This is a genomic window from Thiorhodococcus drewsii AZ1, assembly GCF_000224065.1.
GTDB lineage: Bacteria > Pseudomonadota > Gammaproteobacteria > Chromatiales > Chromatiaceae > Imhoffiella > Imhoffiella drewsii.
The window spans coordinates 24,336-35,735 of record NZ_AFWT01000021.1 but is presented as its reverse complement, the minus strand read 5'-3'; the positions used below and the strand labels follow the sequence as shown (position 1 = coordinate 35,735).

Here is an 11,400-nt window from a genome sequence, read left to right as displayed (position 1 = left end):
CATCTATTCGTGTGTAAAAAAGTCGGGTTTTATCTTTGATAAATTTAATTGATACCCACAGGAAAATACCTATATTCTGGCGCGCTGCACAATAGGCCTTGGCTTGGCCGAGACCGACGTCGGGATAGAGGTTTCGAATCTCCATCGCGAAACATCCTGGGATTGCGTCAGCGTTACGGTGAGCACGCCTCTTCCGAGCATGCGCTGGCCATGTGTCCCGCGTTTCACCAAAGGTCCGAGAATGCAAACATCCAGACCCGTTTTCCTGGAACTGTGGCGCATCAAGCTGCCGCTCCCAGGTCTCGTTTCCATCCTCCACCGCGCGAGTGGAGTCCTGATGGTCTTGGCCATCCCCTTCGCTGCTATCCTGCTGCACCTGGCCGCGTCCGGTCAGCAAGGCTTCGAGTCCGCCGCCGGGTTGCTCGATTCCTGGTGGGTCGGTCTGTTCCTGATCGGGCTCGTCTGGAGTCTGATGCATCACCTGCTGGCGGGCATCCGTCATCTGGTTCTGGACATCGGCATCGGCTTGGATCGTCCGGTGGCCCGGCGCACCGCTAAGACCGTTTTGGTTGCGGGCCTTGTTTTGTCGCTGTTGCTGCTCGTTGGGGGGCTGATCTCATGAGTCGTCAAGCTTCCGGCCTCATGGCCTGGCTGGTTCAGCGCGCTACGGCGGTCTATCTCGCCTTCTTCGTGGTGTATCTCGTCCTGCACTTCACCTTCGGCGCCCCCGCCGACCACGCCGAATTCGTCGCCTGGCTGCGACAGGCGCCGGTCGCCATCAGTCTGCTCCTCTTCGTTCCCGTGCTGCTCTCGCACGCCTGGGTCGGGATCCGCGACGTGCTGATCGACTATGTCCATCTGCTCGGTCTGCGCATGGGGCTGCTGATGCTGTTCGCCTTCATTTTCTTCGCCTCCGGACTCTGGGCCATCAAGGCGATCGTCACCGCTGGTATCGGAGGTTAGGTTCCGCATGAGTCTTCCAACACGTCATTTCGATGCACTCATCATCGGTGCCGGTGGCGCGGGACTGAACGCCGCGCTGCAACTGGCGAGCGCCGATCTGCGCGTCGCCGTCGTCTCCAAGGTGTTCCCGACCCGCTCGCATACGGTCGCAGCGCAGGGCGGGGTGAACGCCGCGCTCGCCAACGTGCTGCCCGATTCCTGGCACTGGCACATGTTCGACACGGTCAAGGGCTCGGACTATCTGGGTGACCAGGACGCCATCGAGTTCATGTGCCGCGAGGCCATCCCGACCGTCTACGAACTGGAGCACGCCGGCGTGCCCTTTTCGCGGCTGGATGACGGCAAGATCTATCAGCGCGCCTTCGGCGGTCAGAGCCAAAACTTCGGCGGCGACCAGGCGGCACGCACCTGTGCTGCAGCCGACCGCACCGGACACGCGATTCTGCACACCCTCTACCAGCAGAACATCCGCGCCCGCACCCATTTCTTCGACGAATTCTTCGCGCTCGACCTGGTCCGCGACGCCGAGGGCGTCGTCTGCGGTGCCCTGGTGCTGGAGATCGAGACCGGCGAGCCGCTGCTGATCGAGTCCAAAGCGACCCTGCTCGCCACCGGCGGCTGCGGCCAGGTGTTCCGCACCACCTCGAACGCCCATATCAACACCGGCGATGGCATGGCCATGGCCCTGCGTGCGGGCGTTCCGCTGATGGACATGGAGTTCTTCCAGTTCCATCCGACCGGCATTGCCGGCAAGGGCATGCTCATCACCGAGGGCACGCGCGGTGAGGGCGGCTATCTGATCAACAAGGATGGCGAGCGCTTCATGGAGCGCTATGCCCCGCGCGCCAAGGACTTGGCCAGCCGCGACGTGGTCTCGCGCGCCATCGTCACCGAGGTCAAGGAGGGACGCGGCTGCGGCGAGCATGGCGATCACGTGATGCTCAAGCTCGACCACCTGGGCGAGTCGGTCATCTCCAAGCGACTGCCGGGCATCCGCGAGTCGAGCAAGATCTTCGCCGGCGTCGATCCGGTGGTGGAGCCGATCCCGGTCTTCCCGACCGCGCACTACGCCATGGGCGGCATTCCGACCGACCGCTTCGGGCGCGTCGCCATGCCGGCGGGGCAGGGCTCGGAAGAAGTCGTGGCCGGTCTCTATGCTGCGGGCGAATGCGCCTGCGCCTCGGTGCATGGTGCCAACCGTCTCGGCGGCAACTCGTTGCTGGACATCCTGGTGTTCGGGCGTCTCGCCGGTAAGGACATCATCGACTTCGTGCGCGAGAACCCCTACCAGCGCACCGCCGACTCGGCCAGCCTGGATCAGGCGATGGGCCGCCTCACTCGCTGGGACAAGCAGGACGATGGCGTTCCGGTCGCCCAGATGCGCGCCGACTTCCGCAAATGCATGGAGGACCACGCCGGCGTCTTCCGCACCGAGGAGGTCATGCAGGAGGGCTTCGAGCGTCTGTGCGAGCTGCGCGAGCGTCTTCCCGAGGTGCGTCTGTCCGATCACTCCAAGGTCTTCAATACCGCGCGTATCGAGGCGCTCGAACTGGAGAACATGATGGACGTGGGTTTCGCTATCGCGACCTCCGCCCTGCATCGCCAGGAGAGCCGTGGCGCCCATTCGCGTCCGGACTACCCGGATCGCGACGACCAGGCTTGGCTCAAGCACAGCCTCTATTCGAAGGACGGCGACCGCATGGACTACAAGCCGGTGCGGACCAAGCCACTGACCGTCGAATCCTTCCCACCGAAGGAACGGGTGTATTGAGGTTCCTGGGGTACGCCGGGCGTACCCTTCAAGGTTTGAGTAAGAGGGCGCGCGCTGCGTGCCCCACGGGGTATCGACGATGAGAATCAGCGTCTATCGCTACAATCCTGACACCGACAAGAAGCCTCGGATGCAGGATTACGAGGTCAAGACCTTCCAGGGCATGATGTTGCGCGACGTCCTGCTGGAGGTAAAGAAGCAGGACGAGTCCTTCAGTTTCCGCCACTCCTGCGGTGAAGGTGTGTGTGGCTCGGATGCGGTGAATGCCAACGGGCTCAACGTGCTCGCCTGCGTCACGGCCATCTCCGATCTGAAACAGCCGATCGTGGTGCGCCCGTTGCCCGGGCGTCCGGTGATCCGCGATCTGGTCGTGGATATGAGCCAATTCTACGAGCAATATCGGGCGGTCAAGCCCTATCTGGTGCGCCACGATCCGGCACCGGAGCAAGAAATCCTGCAGTCGCCGGCCGATCGCGACAAGCTCGACGGACTCTACGAGTGCATCCTCTGCGGCTGCTGCTCCACCGCCTGTCCCTCCTTCTGGTGGAATCCTGAGAAGTTCCACGGTCCAGCCGCGCTGCTGCAGGCCTGGCGTTTCCTCGCCGACAGTCGCGACCAGGCGACCGAAGAGCGTCTCGATGCGCTTGAGGGGCCCTACAAGCTGTTCCGTTGCCATAGCATCATGAACTGCGTCGAGGTCTGTCCCAAGGGACTCAACCCGACCCGCGCGATCGGACACATCAAGGAACTCATGCTCGACGAGGGGTTGTGACGTTCGTTATGGAACAGTCTTCCCAAGACGCGGCGTCCGAACTCAGACGGCTGCGTTGGCAGTGCCGACGCGGCATGCTGGAGCTGGATCATCTGCTCGACCGCTTCCTCGATCTGGGCTACGCGGATCTGGACGAAGGCCGACGCGAGACCTTTCTGCGTCTGCTCGGCGAGCAGGATCAGCGTCTGAGCGACTGGTTCATGTCCCGCGCGCCGGCCTCCGACGAGGCGTTGCAGGATCTGGTCGACCACATCCTCGACGTCGTGCGAGCGCCCGCTCCAGGCGGTTGAGTTCGGATGGGGGCGCACCGCGATCGCCCCCCGCTGGTGCTGCGGCCGCGTCGATCCAGACATTTGCGGCTCTATGCGATGACGCTCCATGCGACGGCTGCGGCCGTCGTGCTGTTCCTGCCGATCGGTCTCTGGCGTCTGCCGCTCCTGAGTCTGATCCTGCTCGGTGCTATCCATGTCCATGCCGTTCATCTCGCCGGCTGGGCGCCTTGGTCGATCCAGACCCTGGAATGGCACTCGGACGGTTCCTGGACCTTGACCCTCAAGTCGGGCGAACGGCGTGCGGCGACGCTGCTGCCCTCGACCTTCGTCAGTCTGCCTTTGGTGGTGCTGAGCTTCCGCGTCGGCCGTTGGGGGCGATGCGCGGTGCCGCTTTTCGCCGATTCCCTGGAGTCCGACCGTCTGCGACGATTGCGCGTGCTGCTCAAGATCGAGGGAGATCGTCAACGATCACTTTGAGCCATTTGAGATGCACGACATCATGCCGCTGCGATGGATTGGAAACGTCGGAAATTGGGAGTGCACTTCTTTCATCGAGTCGTCAGGGTTTCAGCTGCTGTACAAGCTCAAGAATGAGTTGGGGTGATTTGTTCGCTTGTGCCTGCATCGCCAGGTTGGCATTCATCAGGATATTGGATCGGGATAACTCGGCGGTAACCTGCGCATAATCCGCATCCATGATCCGGCTGGTGGCGGTACTGAGTTTCTCGTGCGTGTCGTATAGGCTGTTCAGCGCCGAATCGAGGCGTTCTTGGATCGCGCCGTATTGGCTACGGTATTCAGCAATCCTGTCGATCGCCGAGTTCAATGCCTCCAGTGCCTTGCGTGCTTTTTCGAATGGGTCGATCTCGATATCCTCGAGTTCGAGATCCTTGGTTGTTGCCGGTGTCTTTTCGACCTCGATCGTTGTTGGCGTGCCGCCATAGTGAGCCTCGACGACGATCTTGAGTGCTTCATCATCGACCGCCGCCGGCGGCGGCTCGGTTGGCTCGGGTGTGACTGGGATGGTCGGCGGGGCGGTGCCTGGGGCTGGCATCGCGTCCCAGGATGCCTTGGCATCGAAAGCGCCTGTTCCGACGACCATGATCAGCAACGGCTCCGTCGTTTGGTCGATCGAAATGCGTTCATTGAGGCTCCCGCCGGAATGACCGTCTCCGCTGTAGCCGATCGACATCCCGTTATAGGTGGATTGAAGCGGCAGTGGGTCGGTCAGAGCAAAACTGGCGGTGCCATCGAGGAGCTGGGTGTCATCGTAGGTGGCGCCGGTATCGAAGCCGTGGCTCTCCAGGAAGACGTTGCTCTCGATGTCCGTCGGTGTCGTGCTGGCGTGGGAGGCCCAAACCGAGTCCGTGGCGATCGGAGTCCCGGCCAGGTGCTTGCCATCCTTCGTGAATATCTGGATGTCGTCATCCGCGCCATTATCATCAATATCGATGGTTACGTTGACCGCGCCGGCAGGGATGTAGGCGATAGGGACGATCCCGGAGGAAAAGTTCTTCCATGGGCCGTTATTGGCCAGCTGATCGCTGATGTGCGGCGTTTCGCCTGCGTCGGGTTCCGGAGCCGGAGGTGGCTTGACAGGCTCTGTCTCGACCGGTTCGGGTTGCACGCGACCTTTGAGGGGGTAGATGCCAAAGATCTCGGTATTCTCCGCGAGCGAATCCACTTCGCTCGCAAGGTGCAGGAACTCGTAGTTCAGTATCCTGCGATCATTCGCGCTCAGGGTGCCGGTGTTGGATTGAACGGCAAGCTCTCGGGCGCGCTGTAGGATGCCATCGATGCCTTTCAATGCGCTATCGGCGACCTGAGTGAGGCTGATGCCGTCGTTGATGTTGCGGGCCAATGCGTTGGATACGGCCAGAGTCGAGGACATTCCGTTGCTAACCTCCATGCCGGCCGCGTCATCCTTTGCACTGTTGATACGTAAGCCAGATGACGCCTGCTCAATAGCTTGTTCGAGCTTCGCCTGATTCCGGGAAATCCTGTTCTGATTGGACAGGGATGAGAGATTCGTGTTCAAGCTCAAACTAACCATGTCTCAATTTCCTTATGACTGGCCCATGATAGGGCACTCGCTGACGGACGCTGATCATAACTCCAGATCATTGACCTCAGGTGCGGGGGCGGAGGTGCTCGACGTTGTTGCGGTCTTGGAGGCAGCAGCAGGTCATCATCGCCATCGGTACCGGCGGCCTGATTCGGATAGACTGAGTCGGTCGAAATCCTGGAAGGAGAAAACTCGGATGCGTGTCTTGGTCACGGGCGGGGCCGGCTATATCGGCAGCCATACCTGCGTGGAGTTGTTGGCGGCGGGCATGGAGGTGGTCGTCGTCGACAACCTCAGCAACAGCAAGCAAGAGGCGCTGCGCCGGGTCCAGAGCATTGCTGGGCGTCCGCTCGGCTTCATTCGGGCCGATCTGCGCGACCGCGCCGCCCTGGACGCCATCTTCGGTTCTCACGACTTCGATGCCGTAATCCATTTTGCCGGACTCAAGGCCGTCGGCGAATCGGTGCAGAAGCCGCTGGAGTACTACGACAACAATATCGGCGGTACCCTGAGACTCTGCGAGGCCATGGCTGCCGCCGGGGTCAAGCGGATCGTCTTCAGCTCCTCGGCCACCGTCTACGGCGATCCGGCGAGCGTTCCCATCCGCGAGGATTTTCCGCGCTCGGCGACCAATCCCTACGGTCGTTCCAAGCTCTTCATCGAAGAGATCCTGCGCGATCTCTGGACCTCGGATCCGGACTGGAGCGTCTCGCTATTGCGCTATTTCAACCCGGTCGGCGCCCATCCGAGCGGGCTGATCGGCGAGGATCCGAGCGGGATCCCCAACAACCTCATGCCCTATATCGCCCAGGTTGCGGTCGGTAAGCTGCCCGAGCTTAGCGTCTTCGGCAACGACTATCCGACCCCGGATGGCACTGGGGTGCGCGACTACATTCATGTCGTCGACCTGGCGCGCGGTCATCTCGCCGCACTGCACCGACTCCAGGGCGGGCCGGGTGTCATGACCCATAATCTGGGCACCGGACAGGGCTACAGCGTCTTGGAAATGATCGCGGCCTTCGAGCGGGCCAGCGAGCGCCCCATTCCCTATCGCATCGTCGAACGCCGCGCTGGAGACATCGCCACCTGCTATGCCGATCCCGGGCGTGCTCGCGAGGAACTGGGCTGGCAGGCCGAATATGGCATCGACGCCATGGTCGCCGATACCTGGCGCTGGCAGTCCATGAACCCGCGCGGGTTCGATTGAGAGGCTCCGAGAACGAGGCCGTCCTGCGCCAACCTCCTCACGCTGGCAGGCTAAGGCGAAATCTGGCACCGCCAAGCGGGCTCTGATCGATCCGTAGCGTGCCGCCGTAGGCATCGCTGATCTCGCGCACCACGGCGAGTCCGATGCCGTGTCCTGGTGTCGCCTCGTCCGCGCGTGCGCCACGTTCGAGTAGGCGCGATGCCTGTTCGGGCGCAATGCCCGGGCCATCGTCCTCGACGACGAGCAGCAGTCTGCCGCGCGACCTGGTTCCCCAGACCCGGATGCGTCGTTTGCCCCATTTGAAGGCATTTTCGAGCAGATTGCCGAGCATCTCCAACAGGTCGCCCTCGACACCCTGGAACTGGATGCCCTGGTCCATCTCAAGCGTCACCTGGATTCCCGCGTCGCGATAGACCTTGGTCAGTGTGGCGACGAGTCGCTCGGCGGTGCGTCGTATCGGGACCGGTGGCGCTAGGGTCGCGGCCTGCTGTCCGCCGGCCCGGGCACGCTGTAGCTGGTATTCGACGATGTGTCCCATGCGTCCGAGCTGCTCTTGGAGCGTCTTTCCGGTGGGCGAGGGCACCTGTCCCTCTTCGAGCGCGCCGCGCATCACGGCGAGCGGTGTCTTGAGGCTGTGGGCGAGATCGCCCAGTGTGTTGTCGAGACGTCGTTGACGTGCCCGCTCATGGGCGAGCAGGGCGTTCAGGTTTCCGGTGAGCGCGCGGATCTCGGCTGGATAGCGCCCCTGGATCTGGGCCTGTTTACCGGATTCGATCGCGGCTACTTCCTCCGCTACCCGGCGCAGTGGCTTGAGTCCCCAGCGCAGGATGGCGACCAGGATCACCAGCATCAGGACCGACATGCCGCCCAGCCAGACCGCAAGGCTGGCGCGGAACTGGCCCACCTCGGCATGGAAGGCGGCGGCGTCCTCGGCGACCACGAAGGTGTAATCCTGCGGGGTCGGACCGGTCGCCCAGGTGACGCCGAAGGCCAGTGTCAGGTAGGTGCTTCCGTCCGATCCCGAGAGACGTTCGAAACGGCGCTGACCGGGCGCGAGCGGAAGCGGCGTGGGACAGTCGGCGCCGATGGCGGACGGGGATTGCCAGATGGGATCGCCCAGCGCGTTCAGCACCTTGGCATAGAGTCCCGAATCGGGCAGGTTGAGACGCGGTTCGCCGAGCGTCTTGGGGAAGACCAGTCCGCCGGGCTCCTCCTCGCCGGCCGCCATCAGCAGGAAGACCTGGGCCAGTAGCCGTTCTTCCCGCGCCGAGAGGACGGTATCGCGAACCGCGCGCTCCAGCGCCAGGCTGGTGAACAGCACGAAGACGGTGAGCACCACAGCGCCGGACAGCGCGACGCGGGTGCGCAGCGACATCATCCAGCCGGATCCTTGTCTGAGTCGTCGCCCAGTGCCAGGCGGTAGCCGCGTCCGCGCAGCGTCTCGATCGGATTGAGCGAACCGTCCGGGTCGAGCTTGCGGCGCAGACGCCCGACCAGCACCTCGATTACGTTGCTCTCGCGGTCCTCGTCGTGCGGATAGAGACGGTCGGCGAGATCCTGCTTTGAGAGCACCTTGCCCCGGCTGGCGGCCAATTGTTCGAGCAGACGGTATTCGTAGGCGGTGATCTCGACCGGTCGATCCCGCATCCAGACCTTCTGGGCGGTCAGGTCCAGTCGCATAGGTCCCAGGTGCAGTTCCTGCGAGGCGGTTCCGGCGGCACGCCGGATCAGTGCCCGGATCCGCGCGAGCAGTTCCTCTTGATGGAAGGGCTTGGCCAGATAGTCGTCGGCGCCGGCCTCCAATCCCTCGACCTTGTCCTCCCAGCGGTCGCGCGCGGTGAGAATGAGGATCGGCAGGAGGCTCTCCTTGGCGCGCAGTCGGCGGATGATGTCGAGCCCGGAAAGGCCAGGCAGGCCAAGATCGATGATGGCGGCGTCGAAGGCGTATTCGCTTGCGAGATAGAGACCCTCCTGGCCGTCGCCGGTGCCCTCGACCTCGCAGTCGTCCTGCGAGAGTCGGGTGGCGATTTGGCGACGGAGTTCGGGCTCGTCCTCAATGATCAGGATGCGCATGCGTTGGTGTCTGTCGGCGATAGGGTCGGGCGGCGTGCGATACGGCCACCTGCTCAGCGGTTGGGTACGAAGACATAGCGCACCTGGCCATCGGGGGTCAGGACCTTCACGCGGTAGCCCCCGTTGGCAGATTGGACGGCCAGCACGCGGCCTCCGGTTTGGCGGCGCGCGATTTCGCCGGCCCGGTCGGGCGACATCTGTCCGCCCTGTCCGGATCCGGCCCAGGTGGTCGGTGGCGCCATGCAAAGCAGTAAGGCGGCCAGAATGAACGTAGACAATTGCATGTCGGATCGGCTCCCGTGCCTGTGACGGTCTGCGGGAATCTAGCACAGTCCGGGCGTGTCGCGGTGTGGACGCGTGCGGATGTTGCGGGTCTGTCGATCGGTCGGGCGCCTGTCCATGGCGCGCGCACCGATGGTGCCGGGTCAATAGTCGCGATAGATGATGGTGACTCCATCGCGGCGGTGGTGATGCGGCCAGCGTTTCTTGTAGACCACTCTAGGCCGGTAGCCGTAGTCGTAGACATAGGTCCGCCGATGGTCGCGATGGTGGTGCCGACGGTGGTGATGCTTGCGGTGGTGGTGATGATGTCTGAAGTGACGCGGTGCTGGTGAGTCCCAGCGGTCCGCGTGACGGTGGGAGTCCCAGCCGCGTCCGCCGGCGGACGCGGTTGCTGGAAGCGCTAGGGAACCTGCGACAAGGATGGCGGAAAAGAGGGTCACTAGTCGCGTGAGTTTCGGTGCATGGGAATTCGTGGAAACGTGGCTCATCGGATGGTCTCCTCGGGTCCTGAGACGGGGGCCAAATCCACCGTCTTGGAGGCCATCCTAGTGTGTCGACCCTGAACCCCTGCTGAATCGGCGACCCGGACGGGTCAACGTCGGGAAAGCACGAGCAATTCGTCGCCGCGTTGGATGCGCAGGCTGTAGAGCCCGCGCGAACGCTTGAGCACGTCCCTGATGTCACGCAGTCGCGCGATCTCCTGGCCATTGACCTGGATGATGCGGTCCCCTTCGCGTAGCCCCGCATTCCAGGCCGAGCTGTTGGGCTCGACGCTGCCCACCGGGATCGCTGGAACTCCGCCGCTGTGGCTGAATTCGCCGAAGAGCGCGCCGTCGAGGCTGGATGAGATCCGTTTGCCAGGCACGAAGCTGCGGTAGGGATCGCCGATTTCACCCGTCAGATGACGCTCCTTGCCGCGTCGCACGATATCCAGATCCACCCGCTCACCGATCCGCAGCAGTCCGAAGCGATTGCGCAGATCGGAGGATCCGCCGATCGGCTTGCCGTTGACGGCGAGGATGAGGTCGCCTTGACGCAGACCCGCCTCCTCGGCGGCCGAGCCTGGATCCACATCCGCCACCAGTGCGCCGTCATGATCCTTCAGGTCCAATGCGCTGGCCAATTCGTCGGTCAAATCCTGTACCCGGACACCGAAGAGTCCGCGTCTGACCGCGCCGAACTCCACCAGTTGCTCCATGATGGAGCGCGCCATGTTGGCCGGAATGGCGAAGCCGATGCCGATGTTGCCGCCGCCGGGGGCCAGGATAGCCGTGTTCATGCCGACCAGTTCGCCGCGCAGATTGACCAGGGGACCGCCCGAGTTGCCCGGATTGATGGAGGCGTCCGTCTGGATGAAGTTCTCATATCCCTCGATCCCGAGTCCGGTCCGGCCGAGTCCGCTGACGATGCCGGAGGTGACGGTCTGCTTCAGTCCGAATGGATTGCCGATGGCGACCACGAAATCGCCGACCCGCAGGGTGTCCGAGTCGGAAAACGCGAGCGCCTTCAAACCTTTGGCCGGGATGCGCAGCACGGCGACGTCGGTGTCCGGGTCGTTGCCGACGAGCGTGGCGTTCAGGGTGCGTCCGTCATGTAGGGTGACCTTGATCTCGTCCGCCTTGGCGATGACGTGATAGTTGGTGAGCACCAGTCCGCGCCGGGCATCGACGATGATCCCGGAGCCCAGGCTGTTGTTTTCGCGTCGACGCTGCTGTTGGGGGACATCGAAGAAATAACGGAAAAAGGGATCGCGCAGCAGCGGGTGGTCGGCGGCCTCGATCCGGGTGACGGTCGATACGTTGACGACCGCCGGCACCACCTGCTCCAGCATGGGCGCCAGGCTCGGCAGCGGTTTGCCGTCCAGGGCAAAGGGCAGCGCGGCCTGGGCCGATGACAGCGGCAGCAGCAGCGACAGACAGAGTATGAGAGGGATGGAGGCTGGCTTGGACATCATGGGTGTGATCTTCGAAAGGGACGCGTTGAATCGGCGCACGG

General features: G+C 63.3%; 13 protein-coding genes. 7 read left to right on the top strand and 6 right to left on the bottom strand.

Going from position 1 to position 11,400, the window contains the following annotated elements; translation table 11 throughout:
* Positions 1-241: 241 nt before the first annotated feature.
* The 6 genes from sdhC (at position 242) to THIDRDRAFT_RS14730 (ending at position 4,255) form a co-directional block, all read left to right on the top strand.
* Positions 242-622: a succinate dehydrogenase, cytochrome b556 subunit gene (gene sdhC, locus THIDRDRAFT_RS14755; protein ID WP_040844980.1), complete on the top strand. Its 381-nt coding sequence runs from the start codon at positions 242-244 to the stop codon at positions 620-622.
* The gene (sdhD, locus tag THIDRDRAFT_RS14750) at positions 619-963 is read left to right on the top strand and encodes a succinate dehydrogenase, hydrophobic membrane anchor protein (RefSeq protein ID WP_007041666.1); all 345 of its coding nucleotides are present in this window, start codon (positions 619-621) and stop codon (positions 961-963) included. Before sdhC ends, sdhD begins: the two co-directional genes overlap by 4 nt.
* Positions 964-970: 7 nt before the next feature.
* The gene (gene sdhA / locus THIDRDRAFT_RS14745) at positions 971-2,734 is read left to right on the top strand and encodes a succinate dehydrogenase flavoprotein subunit (protein ID WP_007041665.1); all 1,764 of its coding nucleotides are present in this window, start codon (positions 971-973) and stop codon (positions 2,732-2,734) included.
* A 79-nt stretch (positions 2,735-2,813) separates the two neighbouring features.
* Positions 2,814-3,506 carry a succinate dehydrogenase iron-sulfur subunit gene (locus tag THIDRDRAFT_RS14740; RefSeq protein ID WP_007041664.1) on the top strand — a complete coding sequence of 231 codons (693 nt, stop codon included), beginning with the start codon at positions 2,814-2,816 and terminating at the stop codon, positions 3,504-3,506.
* Positions 3,507-3,514: 8 nt separating this feature from the next.
* Positions 3,515-3,796 (top strand): FAD assembly factor SdhE, encoded by a 282-nt coding sequence (locus THIDRDRAFT_RS14735; RefSeq protein WP_007041663.1) that lies wholly within the window; start codon positions 3,515-3,517, stop codon positions 3,794-3,796.
* Between the two features lie 6 nt (positions 3,797-3,802).
* A complete protein-coding gene (locus THIDRDRAFT_RS14730) occupies positions 3,803-4,255 on the top strand; it encodes a protein YgfX (RefSeq protein WP_007041662.1) in 453 nt (150 codons plus the stop codon).
* Between the two features lie 82 nt (positions 4,256-4,337).
* Here THIDRDRAFT_RS14730 and THIDRDRAFT_RS14725 read toward each other — a convergent pair whose 3' ends face one another.
* Positions 4,338-5,816, bottom strand: coding sequence for a flagellin N-terminal helical domain-containing protein (locus THIDRDRAFT_RS14725; protein WP_159105420.1), 1,479 nt, complete (start codon positions 5,814-5,816; stop codon positions 4,338-4,340).
* A 223-nt stretch (positions 5,817-6,039) separates the two neighbouring features.
* On the opposite strand from THIDRDRAFT_RS14725, the gene galE reads away from it, so the two are divergent.
* Positions 6,040-7,050, top strand: coding sequence for a UDP-glucose 4-epimerase GalE (galE, locus tag THIDRDRAFT_RS14720; RefSeq protein WP_007041659.1), 1,011 nt, complete (start codon positions 6,040-6,042; stop codon positions 7,048-7,050).
* A gap of 37 nt (positions 7,051-7,087) precedes the next feature.
* Here the strand turns inward: galE and THIDRDRAFT_RS14715 are convergent, their stop codons facing one another.
* The 5 genes from THIDRDRAFT_RS14715 to THIDRDRAFT_RS14695 form a co-directional block, all read right to left on the bottom strand.
* The gene (locus THIDRDRAFT_RS14715) at positions 7,088-8,428 is read right to left on the bottom strand and encodes an ATP-binding protein (RefSeq protein WP_007041658.1); all 1,341 of its coding nucleotides are present in this window, start codon (positions 8,426-8,428) and stop codon (positions 7,088-7,090) included.
* Positions 8,425-9,123 (bottom strand): response regulator transcription factor, encoded by a 699-nt coding sequence (locus THIDRDRAFT_RS14710; RefSeq protein WP_007041657.1) that lies wholly within the window; start codon positions 9,121-9,123, stop codon positions 8,425-8,427. The genes THIDRDRAFT_RS14715 and THIDRDRAFT_RS14710 overlap by 4 nt, the downstream gene beginning before the upstream one ends.
* A 53-nt stretch (positions 9,124-9,176) precedes the next feature.
* Complete coding sequence (locus THIDRDRAFT_RS14705; RefSeq protein WP_007041656.1) at positions 9,177-9,407, bottom strand: PepSY domain-containing protein; 231 nt, start codon at positions 9,405-9,407, stop codon at positions 9,177-9,179.
* Positions 9,408-9,548: 141 nt separating this feature from the next.
* Positions 9,549-9,893, bottom strand: coding sequence for a hypothetical protein (locus THIDRDRAFT_RS25655; RefSeq protein WP_007041655.1), 345 nt, complete (start codon positions 9,891-9,893; stop codon positions 9,549-9,551).
* 104 nt (positions 9,894-9,997) lie between these two features.
* A complete protein-coding gene (locus tag THIDRDRAFT_RS14695) occupies positions 9,998-11,359 on the bottom strand; it encodes a DegQ family serine endoprotease (RefSeq protein WP_007041654.1) in 1,362 nt (453 codons plus the stop codon).
* Positions 11,360-11,400 lie beyond the last annotated feature (41 nt).

Excerpts from the sequence above, each read along its gene's own strand:
- sdhC (WP_040844980.1), top strand. The coding sequence starts at position 242 with ATGCAAACATCCAGACCCGTTTTCCTGGAACTGTGGCGCATCAAGCTG.
- sdhD (WP_007041666.1), top strand. The coding sequence starts at position 619 with ATGAGTCGTCAAGCTTCCGGCCTCATGGCCTGGCTGGTTCAGCGCGCT.
- sdhA (WP_007041665.1), top strand. The coding sequence starts at position 971 with ATGAGTCTTCCAACACGTCATTTCGATGCACTCATCATCGGTGCCGGT.
- THIDRDRAFT_RS14740 (WP_007041664.1), top strand. The coding sequence starts at position 2,814 with ATGAGAATCAGCGTCTATCGCTACAATCCTGACACCGACAAGAAGCCT.
- THIDRDRAFT_RS14735 (WP_007041663.1), top strand. The coding sequence starts at position 3,515 with ATGGAACAGTCTTCCCAAGACGCGGCGTCCGAACTCAGACGGCTGCGT.
- THIDRDRAFT_RS14730 (WP_007041662.1), top strand. The coding sequence starts at position 3,803 with ATGGGGGCGCACCGCGATCGCCCCCCGCTGGTGCTGCGGCCGCGTCGA.
- galE (WP_007041659.1), top strand. The coding sequence starts at position 6,040 with ATGCGTGTCTTGGTCACGGGCGGGGCCGGCTATATCGGCAGCCATACC.
- THIDRDRAFT_RS14715 (WP_007041658.1), bottom strand. The coding sequence starts at position 8,428 with ATGATGTCGCTGCGCACCCGCGTCGCGCTGTCCGGCGCTGTGGTGCTC.
- THIDRDRAFT_RS14710 (WP_007041657.1), bottom strand. The coding sequence starts at position 9,123 with ATGCGCATCCTGATCATTGAGGACGAGCCCGAACTCCGTCGCCAAATC.
- THIDRDRAFT_RS14705 (WP_007041656.1), bottom strand. The coding sequence starts at position 9,407 with ATGCAATTGTCTACGTTCATTCTGGCCGCCTTACTGCTTTGCATGGCG.
- THIDRDRAFT_RS25655 (WP_007041655.1), bottom strand. The coding sequence starts at position 9,893 with ATGAGCCACGTTTCCACGAATTCCCATGCACCGAAACTCACGCGACTA.
- THIDRDRAFT_RS14695 (WP_007041654.1), bottom strand. The coding sequence starts at position 11,359 with ATGATGTCCAAGCCAGCCTCCATCCCTCTCATACTCTGTCTGTCGCTG.